The organism is Gilvirhabdus luticola, from assembly GCF_040117515.1.
Lineage (GTDB): Bacteria > Bacteroidota > Bacteroidia > Flavobacteriales > Flavobacteriaceae > Gilvirhabdus > Gilvirhabdus luticola.
In genome coordinates this window covers 1-18,625 of the sequence record NZ_JBEEEN010000011.1, presented here as the reverse complement: position 1 = coordinate 18,625, position 18,625 = coordinate 1, and the positions used below count along the sequence as shown (strand labels likewise).

Below are 18,625 nucleotides of genomic sequence, written 5' to 3'. Positions count from 1 at the left end.
TTAAAAACAAACAATTTTAAAAAAACAATTCAAAAGTACAATAATATTTTAGCAAAACTAACGTTATTGTAGAACAAAATATAGGTCAAAAACGTTAAAATCATCGATGAAATGCATAAAAAATAGGGTGAAATACACTTTTTTTTAGTCTTTTCTTGATTTTTTGCTTGCATTATTCGCTTTAATTGTTATATTGCAGCACCAAAATATATTAGCTTACTTAAAGATATGGATATGAAAAAATTAGTAACATACAGAATTCTATTAGTTCTGGCGCTATTTTCAGTTATTAGCAGTTGTAAAAAATCATCAAGCTCAAAGAACACTTCTAGAGCTACCGGATGGCAAATTAATGCCAGAGAAGGTGGTTTTCAATACAACAATAACTTCAAAGAACAAGAAACCGCTCCAGGTTTAGTTTTTATTGAAGGTGGAACTTTTACCATGGGACGTGTTAACGATGACGTTATGCACGATTGGAATAATACTCCAAACCAACAACATGTTCAGTCGTTCTATATGGATGAAACTGAAGTAACTAACATGATGTATTTAGAATATCTAGACTATATCAAACGTGTTTATCCACCAACAGATGAAAATTACAGAGCCATCTATCATGGTGCTTTACCAGATACATTGGTTTGGAGAAATAGATTAGGATATAACGAAGTTATGACTGAAAACTATTTACGTCATCCTGCTTACAGAGAATATCCTGTTGTAGGTGTAAGTTGGATTCAAGCAGTAGAGTTTGCGAATTGGAGATCTAACATGGTTGCTGAAAACACACTTGAAAGAGAAGGTTATTTAAAACGTGACTCCTATTATACAGATGTTTCAGCCGATTCAAATTTTGATACTGATACCTATATTAACGCACCGTCTTTAACTTTTGGTGGTAATGAAGAAGTTATTCAGCCTGAAAAAGGAAGAAGTAGAAATGCACAAACAGACGCCGATGGCAATCCAATAAACATATATGCTAGAAGGGAATCTGGTATTATTCCTATTAAATATAGACTTCCAACTGAAGCTGAGTGGGAATATGCAGCACTAGGTCTTACAGAAATTAGAAGCTACAATGTATATAGAGGACGTAAAAAATATCCTTGGGATGGGCAATATACTCGCGCTGGTAAAAGAAAAATTAGAGGCGATCAATTAGCTAACTTCAAACAAGGTAAAGGAGATTATGGTGGAATCGCAGGTTGGTCTGATGATGGAGCTGATATTACTGCCGAAGTAAAATCTTATGCACCTAATGATTATGGTTTGTACGATATGGCTGGAAATGTTGCTGAATGGGTAGCAGATGTTTATAGACCAATGGTGGATGATGAATTTAACGATTTCAACTATTATCGTGGAAATGTATATACTAAAAATGCAATCACAGAAGATGGTACAGTAAAAATAGTGACATCAGAAAATATTGTTTATGACACATTAAGCAATGGAAAAGTAGTGGCTAGAAACTTACCTGGAGAAATTTTACAAGTTGCAGTCGACGAAGATGAAACTTATTTAAGATCGAACTTCGACACAAGTGACAATAGAAACTTTAGAGATGGAGACAAAAGATCTTCTCGCTATTTTGAAAATTTCAATTCTGATGATGAAGAAGGTACTGAAATAGCAGATGAAACTAGAAAAATGTACAACTCTCCAAAACATTTAGTAGATAGAGATTCAACAGGTGAATTAATTAGAGAGTATGATAAATCTAACAACAGAACATCTTTAATTAATGATGAAGTTAGAGTATATAAAGGTGGTTCTTGGAAAGATAGAGAAATATGGTTAGATCCTGCTCAACGTCGTTATTTTCCACAAGATATGGCAACAGATTACATAGGATTTAGATGTGCTATGTCTAGAGTTGGAGATAAATCCAAACGTAAGAATAAAACAAAAAATTAGACCAATAAAGTTAAATAAATTAAAGTCCTAACTTTCCGTTAGGACTTTTTTGTTACATTTATTTTATGAAAATTGAACAACTTCATTCGTTATTCTTAAAATGCAATTCTGTAAATACAGATACGCGAAAAATAAAAAAAGGAGATATATATTTTGCTTTGAAAGGTGAAACATTCAATGGCAATGCATTCGCTGAAGAAGCTTTAAGAAAAGGTGCTCAATATGCCATCGTTGATGAGAAAGAATTTCAAACTTCTTCTAATTCTATTTTAGTAGATAATGTGCTCGAGACTCTACAATCGTTAGCGACATATCATAGAAATTATTTAAAGTTACCAATAATTGCAATAACAGGAAGCAATGGCAAAACAACTACCAAAGAATTGATTAATGCAACGTTATCCATAAAATACCAAACTATTGCCACCAAAGGAAATTTGAACAATCATATTGGAGTACCATTAACATTACTTTCAATGGACAAAACTACCGAAATTGGTATTGTAGAAATGGGCGCTAATCATCTGAAAGAGATTGATTTTTTATGCCAAATCGCAAGGCCTGATTATGGTTATATTACCAATTTTGGCAAAGCGCATCTTGAAGGTTTTGGGAGTTTAGAAGGTGTTATAAAAGGAAAAACTGAACTTTACGATTATTTAATAAAACATGATAAGACAATTTTTATCAACTCAAATGATGAAGTACAGGTAGAAAAAACAAAAAAAACGAACAATGTATTTTCTTTTGGTTCTAAAAACTCAAAATTATTAATAGAATTGTTAGGGCTTACTCCTTATGTTGATGTTAAATTCAATGATATTGAAATACATAGCCAATTGATTGGTGAATATAATTTCAATAATATAACTGCTGCAATAGCTATTGCCAAGTACTTTGAGGTTAGTGATATTAAAATTAAAAAAGCTATTGAAAGTTATGTGCCAAGTAATAATCGATCCCAAATCATTGAAAAAGAAACACATAAAATCTTATTAGATGCCTACAATGCAAATCCAACAAGTATGATAGCTGCCTTGCGTAATTTTGAAAAGCTAGATGATAAATTTAAAGTTGTCATACTCGGAGATATGTTTGAGCTAGGCAAAGAAGCCCCAATAGAACATCAAAGCATTGCGGATTTGGCTTCTACACTTCTTATTGACAAAGCTATATTAATTGGTGAAAATTTCAGTAAAACAAAAATCATTTCACCAAAGGTTATGATTTTCAATTCTTTTGAAGATTTTAAGCATAGTGATATGATTTCAAATCTTAAGAATCACACTATTCTTATAAAAGGTTCAAGAGGAATGGCTTTGGAAAGAATATTGCCTTTATTAAACTAAAAGGCTACCATAAAATTTTCACAGTAGCCAAATAGAAATAACGAGATTTTTACTTAATTACCAGTTTTTTTGTTGATACTAATTCATCTTGCTTTATTCTCAAGACGTAAATTCCTGCCTTAAAATTGGAAAAATTTAATTGGCCATTGCTTACTATTTCATTTTTAACTTGTTTTCCCAATAAATCAAAAACTGTAACTTCCAATTTTGATTGGTTCTTACTATCGATATTGACATAACCAAATGAAGTTGGATTTGGGTATAGTTTAAATCCTGTAAAAACTAATACTTGAGACTCAAGGAACACTTTAAATGATACCATTAAAATAGACGTTAAGAATTTAGGTCTATAAAATCAAAAAAGTGCCCATGCTATAAAACATAGACACTTGTTTTGGCGTTCTCCCTAAGAACTAATTAATAGCAAAGACAAGTTACTACACTTAAGATTGTTCTCCAATACTCAAATTGAGTAATTTAAACATTTTATAGAATAAATGTTATTTTGATATAAATCGAGGTTCTTTTTTATAGCAAGTTTAAAAGTGATAACTAAAAAAGGTCTCAAATTGAATTAAATCAAATTTTTATTCATTTTGAGCATCCCTATAAGTTCTCCAGTTGAAGATATATTTAATTTTTTAAGGATATTTCTACGATGAGTATCCACAGTATTAGAACTAATATTAAGTTTTTCTGCGATAGCTTTACTACTATGATTTAAAACTAATAATCTTATAACGTCCCGTTCTCTATTACTAATTCCATCTGAAAGCAGTTTTTGCGAAAAATTGTTATAATAGAGTGTTTCGTATTCATTTTGGTCATTAAGTAATTTAGCAGATGCAGTAATTTGTAGTTTAACATTTGGATGAATAACCGTGTAATGCGCTAATCCAATAATAGGCTTCATGTTTGAATCAAACTCTAATGGTGTTGTATTTTGTATAATATTAATGTATTCATCATGAGCATTTTTAAACCTGAAATTCCAGGTATAATTCATTAGATGCCTCTTTTCCATAGGAATTTCCTTCAGTGTAAATTCCATAAGTTCATTAAGTGCTGTTAACCATTTATCAATATCATCTGGATGTATTCTACTCCAAAAATAACGCATCCCTTTAGCATGAAACTCCCTTGATGGTATCCCCAAACAAGATTGCATGTTTTTACTAATAAATTCAAAAGACAGATCTTGCGTATTAGTAATACAATAAAACGTAGAACTATATGGCAAATAAAAATCAAGTTCCTTTATCTTTTCAATATGGGTTTCTAATGACGGATTATCGTAAGATTCAAAAATATCTTTATAAGCACTTTTAATATCGGCGAATATCATAATAGGAATTTAATAATATATTCAAATTAAATAAAACAAATACAGAAAATAACATTAAATACTACAAACGCGATTTTATTCCGACCAATAACATAAATTTGAAATAATATTAGTCATACAATAACAAAGTGCACGAAAGCACTTTTTGCATTTTGTTGCCTCCAAACCCTTAAGTCTTGGACCTTGGTTTTTCGGAAACAAAAACCCCAATGCATTCTGCATCGGGATTGTGATTGATGTGGGTCATACTGGATTCGAACCAGTGACTTCTACCCTGTCAAGGTAACACTCTAAACCAACTGAGTTAATGACCCTTTAAAAAATGAATATACAAAAAAAAGTTCATCAGAAGATGAACTTTTGTGGGCGCGAAGGGATTCGAACCCCTGACCCCTTGGGTGTAAACCAAGTGCTCTGAACCAACTGAGCTACGCGCCCTCTAAATTGGACTGCAAATATAAATTAGTTTTTTATATGTCAAAAGCTTTTTTACAAAAACTTACAATATTTCGGCAACCACAAATGTGCTTCCGCCAATAAAGATTAAATCGTTATTATTTGCTGTATTCAAGGCTTCATTGTACGCTTCATCAACAGAATTGTAACTATTACCATTAAATCCTTTTTGGTGAAATATAAATTTTAAATTATCTGCGTCAAGTCCTCTCGGAATATTAGGCTTGCAAAAATAATATGTAGCTTCTTTTGGTAAAAGATTTAGAATTTGTGACAGATCTTTATCATTCACAACACCAAAAACAATATGCAATTTTTCAAAATCCCCACTTAAAAGTTGTTGAACCACATAAGTCAAGCCTTCTTTATTATGCGCTGTATCACAAATAACTTTAGGACTTGACTTTAAAACCTGCCACCTTCCTTTTAAACCTGTGTTTTTTATTACATTTTTTAAACCAACCTTAATATTATCTTTTGATATTTTATATCCTTTAGATTGTAAAACTGTAATGGTCTGAATTGTTGTTTTTATATTTTTCTTCTGATAATTTCCTTTTAAATCGCTTTCAATATTTTCAGTATCCTCTTGGTCTGCAAAATTAATTTGAGATTTTTTCTCATCAGCAATTTTATTAAAAACATCTTTTGTTTCCAATTGTGTTTCGCCAATAACCACTGGAATATTTGGCTTAATAATACCTGCCTTTTCAACTGCAATTTCTTGAAGTGTATTACCTAAATATTGCGTATGGTCTAGTCCTATGTTCGTAATTACAGATACTTCTGGAGTAATAATATTTGTGGAATCCAATCTTCCTCCCATACCAACTTCTATGACAGCCACATCTACTCTTTGCTTTTTAAAATAATCGAAGGCCATGCAAACAGTCATTTCAAAAAAAGACAAAGAGTTCTGGTTAAGAAAATGCTTATTACGTTTAACAAAGCCCATAACAAACTGCTTACTAACTTCCTTGCCGTTAATCTTAATCCGCTCTCTAAAATCCTTTAAATGTGGTGAAGTATAAAGACCAACTTTATAACCTGCTTCCTCCAATATAGACGCAATCATGTGACTTGTAGAACCTTTTCCGTTGGTTCCTGCAACATGAATTGATTTGAAACTATTTTCAGGAAAATCTAAATATTCAGAAAACTTGAGTGTGTTTGATAAATCTTTTTTGAAAGCTATTTTGCCTTGATGTTGATACATTGGGAGCTGCGAGAACATCCAATTGATTGTATCTTGATATGTCATTGATTATTGACCTAAATTGAAGTTTACTTTTACAAAACCTATTTGTTTAGCAGGAGCATTTGGGTCAGGACGCCATTTATGAGATAATGCTATTTTCTTTGCAGGATCTAGCAAACATTGTGTTGTATTGGTAGTTCCCTGAACTCCTGGAAGTGCTTCTACCACGTTGCCATTTTGGTTAACTACAATCCTAACAATTACAAGTCCAGATTCATTACAATCTTGTTTAAGTTTATCGTATGTAGCACGTCCTCTTCCATTTAAACCATAACCTATACCACCACTTCCAGTTCCCGGATCACCAAAATAACTTGGCGCATAAGGATTACCATCTAATTGTCCCTTATCACCCACTTGATTATCATTGCCTTCACTTCCTGTGGTTGTACCGTCAGACTTACTCACGCCTCCAATCAAGGCATCCAACTTTTTTTTCTTTTCTTCCTGAATTCTTTTCTCTTTTTCAATGCGTTCAGCTTCTGCTTTGGCCTCGGCAAGGGCTTTTGCTTGAGCTTCTTTTTGTTTTTTCATTGCAATAGACTCTTCGTTATCTTGCGTAATTACTTCTTCTTTGACTTCTTGAGGCTTTGCAGGTTCAGGTTGAGCTTCTTCTATTTTGGGTGGCTCATTAATCTTTTGAGGTTGAGACTTTACAGGTTGAAGCGGTTGTACATCACCTTGACCAACACTTGAATTACCAAAATTTACTGCAACACCATATTCAATTGGAGGATCCATATATTTATGACCAACAACAAACAGCAGCAGTATTAAAATTACCGCAATTAGTGTAGTGATTTTAGCAGAATCCTTTTCATGTTTGGTCTCAAAGTAGAGCATCTTAATTATTTGGTTTAACGGCCAAAATGACTTTGAATTTATTTCGATTTGCAATATCCATAACCTTCACAACATTATCCACAGGCACAGATTTTTCAGCTCTTAACACAATGGTTGGTTTTTCCTGTGATGATAGCACAGCTAACAATTCGTTTTCCAAAAGGCTTTCACCAACCAACCGCTCATCAATGTAGTATCTTAAATCTTTAGTAATACTTACAGCGACCGAATTTTTATTTTCAGTCTTTCCACTTGCTTTTGGTAGCAATATATCTATTGCACTTGTAGTTACTAACGTAGAAGCTATCATAAAAAATATAAGTAACAGGAACACAATATCTGTCATTGATGACATATTGAATTCTGGTGTTACCTTATTTCTTCCTCTTATATCCATAATTAAATTGGTTCATTTAGATGGTCTAAAAATTCTAAAGAATTTGCTTCCATCTGATAAACTACTTTATTTGTCTTTACCACTAAATGATTATAAGTGATGTATGCTACAATACCAACAATCAATCCGGCAACTGTCGTTGTCATTGCTGTATATAAACCACTTGCAAGCACATCCATTTGAATTGTACCTCCTGCATTGGCTAGTTCAAATATTGCTAATATCATACCAATTACTGTACCAAGAAATCCAATCATTGGTCCCGCACCCGAAATAGTAGCCAGCATGCTTACATTTTTTTCTAAACCATAAATTTCCAATCGCCCAGCGTTTTCAATAGCTGTATTTATATCTTCCAAAGGTTTACCTATCCTACTTATTCCTTTGCTAATTAATCTAGACACTGGCGAATTAACTTGGGCGCAAAGCATTTGAGCAGCATCAACCTTACCATGTGATACATGATCTTTTATTTGATTCATAAAATTTGCATCTACTTTTGATGCCGCTTTAATAGCAAATAGTCTTTCAAAATAAATATAAATGGCAACCATGAGTAACATAAACAACACGCCAATAATGACTTGTCCAGCCAAACCTCCACTACCAATTAATTCTATGATAGATAACGTTTTTTCTACAGATTCACCATCGGTGAGTAACTCTGTTCCTTCTTGTGAGTTTTGTAATAGGATATTTAACATAAAGTATTTTTAATTTCTAAAACTATTATATAACGTTGCTTTTGTTTGTTAAGTATATTATTAAAATAAAGTTCTGGTAAACATAAAAGCTACTGCTCCAACAAGGAAACCTACTAAAGCTAGCCAGGCAATCTTTTTTAAATACCAGAAAAAGTCTATTCTTTCCATTCCCATAGCTACTACTCCGGCAGCAGAACCAATAATTAGCATGCTACCGCCAGTTCCGGCAGAATAAGCGATAAAATGCCACAGCTCATTATCAATAGGCTCTGAAAACATACCCAAACTTGCCGCTACCAAAGGCACATTATCAATAACAGCAGATCCGACACCTAAAAGAAGAACAACCAAATCTGATACTCCTTCATGATGCAATTCTGTGCCTAACATTGGCATTGTTTCTTGTAAGGTAGTTGCAAATCCAAACAATATACCTAAAGATTCCAAAGCCGCTACAGCCATTAATATTCCTAAAAAGAATAAGATACTTGGCATTTCAATTTTAGATAAAGAATAATGCACAGGACTATGATGACCTACAATATCTGCATCTTCAGAATGAATGTCGCTTAATGTAAACTTCGAACTACTATATATTTCTGCAAAAACGGCGACAACTCCTAGAGCTAACATCATACCAACGTAAGGAGGCAAATGTGTAACCGTTTTGAAGATGGGAACAGATATAATACCTCCAAGACCTAAATAAAGCATTGTTGCACTAAATTTACTTTTTGGTTTATCGTCATCCTCTTCTTCTTTATCAATTTTTCCTTTGAATGCCGGTAAAAAAGAGGCAATAAAAAAAGGTACTAACATACATAACAAAGACGGAAGGAATAAATACACGAATAAATGCCCTGTAGTTACTTTCTTTCCAATCCAAAGCATTGTTGTTGTAACATCTCCTATTGGAGACCATGCACCTCCAGCATTTGCTGCAATAATAATTAAACCTGCATACCAAATACGGACACTTCTATCACCAATAATTTTTTGTAAAATTGAAATAAGTACAATAGTTGCTGTTAGATTGTCAATTATTGCTGAAAGAAAAAATGCTAAAAATCCAAAAATCCATAGAATCTTTTTCTTACTATTTGTTTTGACATAACCTTTTATTGTAGAGAAACCATCAAAGTAATCTATAATTTCAACTATAGTCATAGCTCCTAAAAGAAACACAAGAATCTCGGCTGTTTTACCAAGGTGGTGCAATAAAGTTTCTTCCATCAGATGCATTTTTTCTGAATGCTCTAAAAGCCCAAAACTCTCAAGCAATTCATGTTTCCCAGAATCAAACCATTGTGAAAAGTGTTCTAACCCTAAAGCAATTAATGCCCAGCTAATTGCCATCATTACTAAAGCTGGTATAAGTTTGTCAATTTTTAAATTATGCTCTAATGTAATGGCCAAATAACCAATAATAAATACTATAACAATGATTGTTTCCATAAAAAATTATATTTTAAAAGTTGACTTTGATATTCTGGTATTTATAAAAATTAAATATAGATATTCCAAGAACATATTATGTTGTGTATTAACAAATATAAAAAACTAAAGATGTATTGTATTAAAATTGTAACTTTTTTAAGCGTAAAAAATCTTACCAGAACTATGGTCTTGTTTTGCACCGGTTACACTGCTTAAACAGTTTATTTCATTTCGTAGCTTTAAAACTCCCAAAAAGCCAAAAATTAGAGCCTCTTTATACTCTATAATTTCTTTTGAAGGAATAACGATTCCTGCTTTGGTTGTGGCTTTAATTCTTTCCATAAGAAACGAGTTAAATACTCCACCTCCAGTTACCAGTATTTTCCAACTTTCATTATTTTCTACTTGTTCAGAAATTTGATAACTAACATGTTCAACATAGGTTCTAAGGATTTCTTTAGTTTGTAAATTGTATGAATCTATCAATGGAAAAATAGTTTCATTAACCCATTCTAAACCTAATGACTTTGGAGGATTTAGTGTATAAAAGTCCAAAGCATTTAATTCATTCAACAAAGAATGATTTATATTTCCAGATGATGCCAAAACTCCTTTGTTGTCAAAATCTAAACCTAATTTTCTAATATAAAAATTTAAAACAATATTTACAGGACAGATATCATAGGCTATTCGTTGAGAATTTTCTTTGGTCGATATATTTGCAAAACCTCCTAAATTGATACAAAAATCATATTCTGAAAAGAGCAATTCGTCACCAATTGGCACCAAAGGTGCACCTTGACCACCAAGTTCTACGTCTTGAATTCTAAAATCACAAACAACATTTTGTTTAAGTAAAGATGATAATTTAGGCAGATTTCCTATTTGATAAGTAATTCCTTTATCAGGTTGGTGTAAAGCAGTATGTCCATGAGAACAAATTGCATCAATTTCCTTAATATTATATTTTTCAACAAAAGCATTAATAATTTCAGATAAGTAAAGTGTGTATTCTTCATCTACGGTATTGAGTTCTTGAGGAGAAAACTGCACTAAATCTTTAAGTTTAGTTGTCCAATCGGAATTATATTTTACTGTTTCAAATTCATGAATTTCAAATTCCCATGTATCTGCAAATACAAATGTAACACATACCAAATCTATTCCATCTAGCGATGTTCCAGACATGACTCCAATAACTTTATATTCTTTATTTAACATATTTAGTAAAAATAGTAATACTTATTGATAAAATATCAACAAAACCGTATCTTTGAACTGATTTTTTATGAATTCAATAATTTATTATATATATGGACTTTAGTCTTTCAGAAGAACAATTAATGATTCGTGATGCAGCTAGAGATTTTGCACAAACCGAATTACTTCCTGGTGTAATAGAACGCGATGAAAAACAAGAATTCCCAAAAGATCAAGTTAAAAAAATGGGAGAACTTGGTTTTATGGGTATGATGATTGATCCAAAGTATGGAGGTAGTGGTTTAGATACAGTTTCTTATGTATTGGCCATGGAAGAAATCTCTAAAATTGATGCTTCAGCTTCAGTAGTCATGTCTGTTAATAATTCTCTAGTATGCTACGGACTTCAAGCTTTTGGAAGCGAAGACCAAAAACAAAAATATCTAACCAAATTGGCCAGTGGTCAAGCATTAGGTGCATTTTGTTTAAGTGAACCTGAAGCTGGCAGTGATGCCACCTCTCAAAAAACCACTGCAATTGATAAAGGTGACCATTATATTTTAAATGGAACTAAAAACTGGATTACAAACGGAGGTAGTGCAGATTATTATTTAGTTATTGCTCAAACACATCCTGAAAAAAAGCATAAAGGTATTAACGCTTTTATTATAGAAAAAGGTTGGGAAGGATTTGAGATTGGACCCAAAGAAAACAAACTAGGTATTCGCGGTAGTGATACACACTCTTTACAGTTTAATGATGTAAAAGTCCCTAAAGAAAATAGAATTGGTGAAGATGGTTTCGGATTTAAATTTGCAATGAAAACACTTTCGGGTGGCCGAATTGGCATAGCATCGCAGGCACTAGGCATAGCTTCTGGAGCTTACGAGTTAGCTTTAGAATATTCAAAACAAAGAAAATCTTTCGGAACAGAAATATGTAACCACCAAGCTATTGCATTCAAACTAGCCGATATGGCTACACACATTGAAGCTGCCAGACATTTATGTTTAAAAGCAGCTTGGGAAAAGGACAATAAAAAGAATTATGATCTATCCAGTGCCATGGCAAAACTTTATGCCTCACAAGTTGCAATGGACGTAACTGTTGAAGCCGTTCAAATTCATGGTGGTAACGGTTTTGTAAAAGAGTATCATGTAGAGCGTATGATGCGAGATGCAAAAATCACTCAAATTTATGAAGGCACTAGTGAGATTCAGAAAATTGTGATATCACGTGGAATTTTAAATAAATAACGGGTTACTAACGATAATTCTGTGGAAAAGCTCAATAGTAATTGGGCTTTTTTTTATGCCATTTTTTTATGATTATTTTTTCATATCTTTAAGTAATTCAATGATTTTTAATAATTTAAATCCTATTATTATGAAATTATCTATTACATCTGTTGTATTCATATTTTTATTAGGTTTCAGTACTCAAGCTCAAACTTTTCAAGATGGCCCAAGTAATGAAGCCGATGGCGATTTTCCTGCAAAATGGGATTTGGTTAAAGGTTCTGCACAAATAATGACTTTTGAAGGCGAAAAAGTTATCAATTTGGCACACAATGCAATTATTACACCATTAATAAGTTCTAAAAATTATCTATCAGATAATTTTACTTTAGAATTTAATGCTTATTTTGATAAATTAGAAAAACCTATTTATTACTATCAGTATTATACAATACGTTTTTGGGAAGGAATTGGTAATTCAGATCGGCAAACCGCAATAGAATCAATATTATACCAACCACTACAAGTTCAACGCCACGGCGTCAGGCTTGTAGGTCATAAAAGCAATTCCGAAGTTATTAAACACGAAATTTTCGATAAAAATCTAGAAGGTACGGAAGCCGTATGGCGGTTTATTGCTATCAATTATAACAACGGGGCACTTAAAGTTTTTATAGACGGTACTCAAATACTCAATATACCGCGTCTTAATTATAGACCAACCATGATATCTATTGGCAACAACTATAGCTTATCTGATGATGGTTTTACAAGAGGTATAAAAAATGTAATGATAGATGGTTTAGAAGTATCAAAATCAGCTGAAATAGGAACCAAAATCATTTTGGTGGTTAATAAAGAAACGCATCAGGTACAAAATATAGAATTGTTTGAAAACATGCAAAATGCAGAGTTTGTAAATGCAAAATACACTAACAGTATTTTTTACACAGGCATACTCTATGGTAATTATATTTTGCAGCCATTAAAAAATTCAACCCTTTCATTTAATATGGCCAATGAATATCTCCCTGGTGATCAATTCCTTCCAGGAGATCAATTTTTACCTGGTGATCAATTTTTGCCTGGTGATCAGTTCCTTCCCGGTGATCAATTCCTAATAGGAGATCAATTTTTGCCTGGTGATCAGTTCCTTCCCGGTGATCAATTTCTTCCCGGAGATCAATTTTTACCTGGTGATCAGTTCCTTCCCGGTGATCAATTTCTTCCAGGAGATCAATTTTTGCCTGGTGACCAATTCCTTCCAGGAGATCAATTTAATTTAAGGATTATAAACTCTAAAATTCTTGCAACCAAAGATGGAAAAGTACTTTTGAAAACCGAATAAAATAAAAATCAATTATTTGTTATAACATTATTCTTACTTCTTTCAAGTCTTTATAAAAATGCCAACTTATGGATAGCCTAAAAGAACGTGCTAAAGAAAAAGGTGTTGAAACAAATGAAGAAGTTATTTACGATAAGTCTGCCTGGGATCCTAATACGTATACAGATGACAAGGATGAATATCAAGATTTAGAAATAAACTCTTTTGAAGAATTCTTTGACAAAAATGTGGTCGTGGCATTATACAATGAAAAGATGTACTTGTACAGAACTCATACTTTGATCCTGAAGTCATTGCTATGCGAACTGAATCTGAAACAATCCCAAATCCCATATACCATGATAGTAAAGGTAAATTCTATGCTTTTAATGAAGATACTGATTTAAAGTGGTCGGCATTTGGATAAAAGAAGAACCTAACATATTTAATTCCGAATATAGCTAATTATAGCTGTTAGAATTTGAATCTAATAACACTAATTATAAAATCTTTGATATTGAAGCTTTTCTCGATGAAAATGGAAACCAAAAATAGTTTCTCATTTGATAAAAAAGTTCCTTAAAGGAATATATTACACCAAACAATTTGGGAATTCCTCATTGCGAATTCATTAATAATCATGATTTTATTCAATGTCTTCACTACGAACTTGTTAACCTTGAACAGTCTAATCTCTTAAGGATAAAACAATAATTCCCTGAAAAAGCTCAATACATATTGGGCTTTTTTTATACAATTTTTTTATGATTATTTTTTATATCTTTAGGTAATTCAATGATTTTTAATTATTTAATCCAAAGCAATTATGAAGAATCTTGTCATTATTCTAATTGCCCTTTCTACAAGCCTAACCTACTCTCAAACTTTTTATGACGATTTTTTTGATGACAGAGAAAACGATTTTCCTTCTAAATGGGAATTACTTAAAGGAGGCGCATTTGTCTCCGTTTTAGATGGAAGCAAAGTGGTTCAGTTTGACCATCAATCCATCATAACACCAAAAATAGGAAATACAGATTATCTATCTGATAACTTCACCATAGAATTTGAAGCCTTTTTTGATAAAGCAACTACTTCTAATGCGACATCTTATACTCTTCGGTTTTGGCCAGGCACAACTATGGTAGAAAGATATGATAATGAAATGGGCAAAGGCTCTTATGGACTACTACAAATCTATAGGCATGGTATTAGATTTGGAAACACTGATGAAGTTAAAGGCAGCACAAATTATAATGTTTTTAAACGAGAATTAGAAGATTTAAATGCCATTTGGAAAGTATTGACTATAAACTATAATAGAGGTGAATTAAGAATTATGATTGATAAAGTCCCCATAATTCATATCCCAGATTTCAAACTTATACCTAGTATGGTTTCTGTTGAAGGTTATGGAAGGGATGGCTCTACTTATTTACCAAGTGCCATTAGAAGTTTTAATATATCAGGAATTAAAACTTCCGCTACAGGTTCTAACACTACAGAAGGTAATACAAACACAAACGTCGGAATCGTTGATACTGCAACATTACCAGAGCCTACAAGTACTGAAACACTGGGCAATGACGCTTCTGGTTTAGAAGCCATAGATGAAGGTAATGGCATTGGATGGCGGTTAATAGGTAGAGACCCCAATAAATATGATAATATTGGTAACAATGCAATAGATTTTAGCAACCAAATATATGGCTTTGGTACTGGTGCTTCAGGAAGATCTTCCTTTGCTCTGGGTGAATCTATTAGTGCTTCTGGAGATTTTGCAATTGCAATCGGTCAAGAAGCTTCTGCTAAAGATGGTTATTCCGTTGCTATTGGAGCCAGAGCCATTGCTAATGGTTCTTATTCAATTACTATAGGAAGTGAGTCAGAATCACATGGTGGTTCTGTCGCGATAGGTCTTGACGCTGAAGCGCACAATACATCCATTGCTATGGGATATATTTCAGATGCAAAAGGAAAATACTCAACAGCATTAGGTTCCGAAACTAGAGCGTTTGGAGATTATTCAACAGCTATAGGGTACAAAGTTGAATCATCGGGAAAATACTCAACTACCTTTGGTTATAAAACTGAAGCTACTGGAGATTATGCAACTGCAATAGGAAACAATACAAAAGCAAATGGGTCTAATTCTATTGCAATGGGAAATGAAACCATTGCTTCTGGTTTTAGTTCAACTGCATTAGGATTCCAAACTACTGCTGATGATCAATTTTCAACTGTTGTTGGTAGACTTAATGACCCTTCAACTTCAAGTAATATTCTATTTCAAGTAGGAAACGGCAATAGTTCTTCACCCTCAAATGCTTTTTCAGTTAATCATGAAGGTATAGTTCTAGCTCCCAGCTTTGAATTGAATAAAATAACAGATCTAAAGGCTTTAGTTACTAAAGAATACGTCGACACCAACAGTTCTGGACTAAAAGCTATTGATGAAAGTAATGGTATTGGCTGGCGGTTGTCTGCAAGAAATTCTGATTATTACGGTAATATTGGAAAAAACGCTGTAGATTTTAGTTATTCTTCTTCCGGGTCAACATCAAAAGGGGCTTTAGGAAATTCTTCTTTTGCTGCAGGAACAAGAACTGAAGCTACTGGTGCTTACTCATTTGCCGTTGGGTCACAAACGAAAGCTTCTGGAGCTGCATCTACTTCAATTGGACGTAATTCAAAAGCAGAAGGAAATGCATCATTAGCGGCGGGAGACAATACTAGTGCAATTGGCACAGGTTCAGTGGCATTAGGAGAAGATAATGTTGCAAATGCAACAAATTCGCTTGTGATAGGTAAAGGAAATATAACTAGTGCCCCAAATGGTTTGGTCATCGGCAAATATAACAATCCGAGTTCTGCTGAAGATATGATTCTCCAAATAGGAAATGGAACTAGTGACACAAATCGAAAAGATATTTTTTGGTTAAGAAATAATGGTTCAGCTAGATTAGCAGGTAGCATACATCAAGAATCAGATTTTCGATTAAAAACGGGAATTACTCCCCTTAAATATGGTTTGAACAGTATTTTAAATCTTCAGCCTAAAAGCTATTACTGGATAAACGATCCAAATAAGGTAAAAAAATCTATTGGTTTAATCGCTCAAGAAGTTCAACCTATCATCGATGAATTGGTTCTTGTTGAAAAGGATAAAGATAAAACTTTAAGTATTAATTATATTGGGCTTATACCTATTCTTATAAAGGCCATTCAAGAACAACAGGAAATTATTGAAAACCAAAATCAAAAGATTGGTCAACTTAATACAGAAATAAGTGAAAAAAATCAAGCTTTAAATAATATTGATAATCGTGTAAAACAAATTGAAGCACTCCTAAAACAAGAAAAACTATGAAACTCAAACCTATTTATTTAATAGTTCTCTCCTTATTATTAGGTTTAAATGTACAGGCACAACTTATGGATAAGCTAAAAGAACGCGCCAAAGAAAAAGGCATTGAAACCAATGAAGAAGTGACTTATGATAAGTCTGCCTACGACCCAAATATGGATACAGATGATGAGGATGAATATGAAGATTTAGAAATAAACTCACCCGAAGAATTCTTTGACAAAGATGTGGTCATGGCATTATACAATGAAAAAGATCAATTAGTACAAACGGCGTATTTTGATAAAGAGGTCATTGCCATGCGTACCGAAACGGTTGCAAATCCTTTATATCCCATTTTTCACGACCGAACTGGCAAATTTTATGCGTTTGACGATACAGAAGGACAGTATAAATCAATGTCTTTGTTACCTGCAAGTTCTATGGGCTTTATGACAGCAGGTATGACGACACAGGTTTATAAATTGCCTCAAACTCCATATTTTCAAGCCTTTGAGGCCTTATCAAATATGGATATCGCCCTTAATTTTCTAGTTTTAGAGATGGCTTTTGTCTATGAACCGAAACATTTTGAAAACAATGATTTTTATATAAAATCTGAAGTAACTTGTGGTAGTAACATTTGTATCCGATATAGTTATAACGATCCCGAATACGAAGGAAGCTATATACAATTTGATTCTCGAGGAAGATTACGCGAATTATATATTTACTCTACCAATACACAATTTAAGGATGATGATAGAAATCCTTCAGGAAGATTTATTTTCAGTTACAAACCTGTGGCCGTAGAACTTCCTGATGCTATTGAGCAATCCATGATCCCTGGTCCTTTAGGTAAGATATTACCTTTAGAAAAAGGTTTAGAACCTTGGAAACACAATAAAAAAGACGAAGAAAAAAATTAAAACTAAATAATCATGAAAACTAAAATTCTATCACTCATTGCCTTATGTTTTTTAATAAGTATATCTGTTGATGCACAAGACCCAACTCAAAAAGTATTGCAAGGTCTGTTAGGCTCTAAAAACAATAGTGCAGAAAAGTTACCTGACACTTATGTTTTTAATTGGTTGTTTAAAACCAATATGGAAATAACAGGTAAAAAGAAATCTAAAAATACGGAAACCAACATGAATTTCTTCTTAAATACAGATAAGGATTATTATGGTATGGATGTAGAAAACGAAGATATGAAAAAATCTGGAGGAAAAGCAGTCATGGTCTTCGATTTTAAAGAAGAAGCTATGGTTATGTTTGCCGATTATGGCGGACAAAATATGGCCATGCTTAATAAACTTAAAGACCCTACAAAAAAAGAGATTAAAGAAAAAGATCGTAACTACAGCTTTAAAGAAATAGGAACAAAAACCATTTTGGGCTACCAATGCTATGGGATGGAAGTAGAAAACAAGGATTCTTTAGTAACACTTTGGTTTACTTTAGATGCTCCAGTAAATTTTAGTGCATTTTTTGCTTTTTCTAGTGAAGCAGCACCAAAAGGTTTTAGTGACCCACAATTGTTTGATGTCTTAAAAGAAGATGCCTTGCTTATGGAAATGGAAATGATAGATAAAAAGAAAGGGGAAAATATAAAAATGACTGCCATAAGTCTTGAAGAGCAAAAAACCGAATTCCATAAAAAAGATTATCAATTTATGAAAATGGGATTTTAGTTGAATCAAAGCCTTTTATCATATAATCACAAAAAAACCCTTACTAATAATTTAGTAAGGGTTTTCTAAAAAAAGGCGGCGACCTACTCTCCCACAAGTAGCAGT

16 protein-coding genes and 2 tRNA genes are annotated in these 18,625 nt (G+C 32.7%); 8 read left to right on the top strand and 10 right to left on the bottom strand.

The annotated features are described in order from the left end of the window. Positions 1-228: 228 nt before the first annotated feature. Together gldJ and AAFP94_RS14430 are read left to right on the top strand one after the other, a co-directional pair. Entirely contained in the window at positions 229-1,923 is a 1,695-nt protein-coding gene (gene gldJ / locus AAFP94_RS14435; protein WP_409628966.1) for a gliding motility lipoprotein GldJ, read from the top strand. A 65-nt stretch (positions 1,924-1,988) separates the two neighbouring features. Further along, positions 1,989-3,272, top strand: coding sequence for a UDP-N-acetylmuramoyl-tripeptide--D-alanyl-D-alanine ligase (locus AAFP94_RS14430; RefSeq protein WP_409628963.1), 1,284 nt, complete (start codon positions 1,989-1,991; stop codon positions 3,270-3,272). A 49-nt stretch (positions 3,273-3,321) separates the two neighbouring features. Here AAFP94_RS14430 and AAFP94_RS14425 read toward each other — a convergent pair whose 3' ends face one another. From AAFP94_RS14425 to AAFP94_RS14380, 10 genes are all read right to left on the bottom strand, one after another. Then, the gene (locus tag AAFP94_RS14425; RefSeq protein WP_409628961.1) at positions 3,322-3,594 is read right to left on the bottom strand and encodes a T9SS type A sorting domain-containing protein; all 273 of its coding nucleotides are present in this window, start codon (positions 3,592-3,594) and stop codon (positions 3,322-3,324) included. Positions 3,595-3,846: 252 nt separating this feature from the next. Further along, positions 3,847-4,617: a LuxR C-terminal-related transcriptional regulator gene (locus AAFP94_RS14420; RefSeq protein WP_409628959.1), complete on the bottom strand. Its 771-nt coding sequence runs from the start codon at positions 4,615-4,617 to the stop codon at positions 3,847-3,849. A gap of 239 nt (positions 4,618-4,856) precedes the next feature. Next, a tRNA-Val gene (locus AAFP94_RS14415) sits at positions 4,857-4,931 on the bottom strand. A 49-nt stretch (positions 4,932-4,980) separates the two neighbouring features. Then, positions 4,981-5,055, bottom strand: a tRNA-Val gene (locus AAFP94_RS14410). 61 nt (positions 5,056-5,116) lie between these two features. Next, on the bottom strand, positions 5,117-6,334 hold the full coding sequence (locus tag AAFP94_RS14405; RefSeq protein WP_409628957.1) for a bifunctional folylpolyglutamate synthase/dihydrofolate synthase: 1,218 nt from the start codon (positions 6,332-6,334) through the stop codon (positions 5,117-5,119). 3 nt (positions 6,335-6,337) lie between these two features. Next, on the bottom strand, positions 6,338-7,174 hold the full coding sequence (locus tag AAFP94_RS14400) for an energy transducer TonB (RefSeq protein ID WP_409628955.1): 837 nt from the start codon (positions 7,172-7,174) through the stop codon (positions 6,338-6,340). 1 nt (position 7,175) lies between these two features. Beyond that, positions 7,176-7,571 (bottom strand): ExbD/TolR family protein, encoded by a 396-nt coding sequence (locus AAFP94_RS14395; RefSeq protein WP_409628952.1) that lies wholly within the window; start codon positions 7,569-7,571, stop codon positions 7,176-7,178. A 2-nt stretch (positions 7,572-7,573) separates the two neighbouring features. After that, positions 7,574-8,275 (bottom strand): MotA/TolQ/ExbB proton channel family protein, encoded by a 702-nt coding sequence (locus tag AAFP94_RS14390; RefSeq protein ID WP_409628949.1) that lies wholly within the window; start codon positions 8,273-8,275, stop codon positions 7,574-7,576. Positions 8,276-8,335: 60 nt separating this feature from the next. After that, entirely contained in the window at positions 8,336-9,730 is a 1,395-nt protein-coding gene (nhaD, locus tag AAFP94_RS14385) for a sodium:proton antiporter NhaD (protein WP_409628945.1), read from the bottom strand. A gap of 138 nt (positions 9,731-9,868) precedes the next feature. Then, on the bottom strand, positions 9,869-10,933 hold the full coding sequence (locus AAFP94_RS14380) for an anhydro-N-acetylmuramic acid kinase (RefSeq protein WP_409628942.1): 1,065 nt from the start codon (positions 10,931-10,933) through the stop codon (positions 9,869-9,871). A 92-nt stretch (positions 10,934-11,025) separates the two neighbouring features. Here AAFP94_RS14380 and AAFP94_RS14375 point away from each other — a divergent pair, with 92 nt between their 5' ends. The 6 genes from AAFP94_RS14375 to AAFP94_RS14350 all read left to right on the top strand — a co-directional run bounded on the left by AAFP94_RS14375 (position 11,026) and on the right by AAFP94_RS14350 (position 18,520). Continuing rightward, a complete protein-coding gene (locus tag AAFP94_RS14375; protein ID WP_409628939.1) occupies positions 11,026-12,168 on the top strand; it encodes an acyl-CoA dehydrogenase in 1,143 nt (380 codons plus the stop codon). A 130-nt stretch (positions 12,169-12,298) separates the two neighbouring features. Then, entirely contained in the window at positions 12,299-13,498 is a 1,200-nt protein-coding gene (locus AAFP94_RS14370) for a hypothetical protein (protein WP_409628936.1), read from the top strand. 68 nt (positions 13,499-13,566) lie between these two features. Then, on the top strand, positions 13,567-13,884 hold the full coding sequence (locus tag AAFP94_RS14365) for a hypothetical protein (RefSeq protein ID WP_409628934.1): 318 nt from the start codon (positions 13,567-13,569) through the stop codon (positions 13,882-13,884). A 419-nt stretch (positions 13,885-14,303) separates the two neighbouring features. Next, positions 14,304-16,847 carry a tail fiber domain-containing protein gene (locus AAFP94_RS14360; protein ID WP_409628931.1) on the top strand — a complete coding sequence of 848 codons (2,544 nt, stop codon included), beginning with the start codon at positions 14,304-14,306 and terminating at the stop codon, positions 16,845-16,847. Then, on the top strand, positions 16,844-17,752 hold the full coding sequence (locus tag AAFP94_RS14355) for a hypothetical protein (RefSeq protein WP_409628928.1): 909 nt from the start codon (positions 16,844-16,846) through the stop codon (positions 17,750-17,752). Before AAFP94_RS14360 ends, AAFP94_RS14355 begins: the two co-directional genes overlap by 4 nt. 12 nt (positions 17,753-17,764) lie before the next feature. After that, positions 17,765-18,520: a DUF4412 domain-containing protein gene (locus AAFP94_RS14350; protein ID WP_409628925.1), complete on the top strand. Its 756-nt coding sequence runs from the start codon at positions 17,765-17,767 to the stop codon at positions 18,518-18,520. Positions 18,521-18,625: the final 105 nt, after the last annotated feature.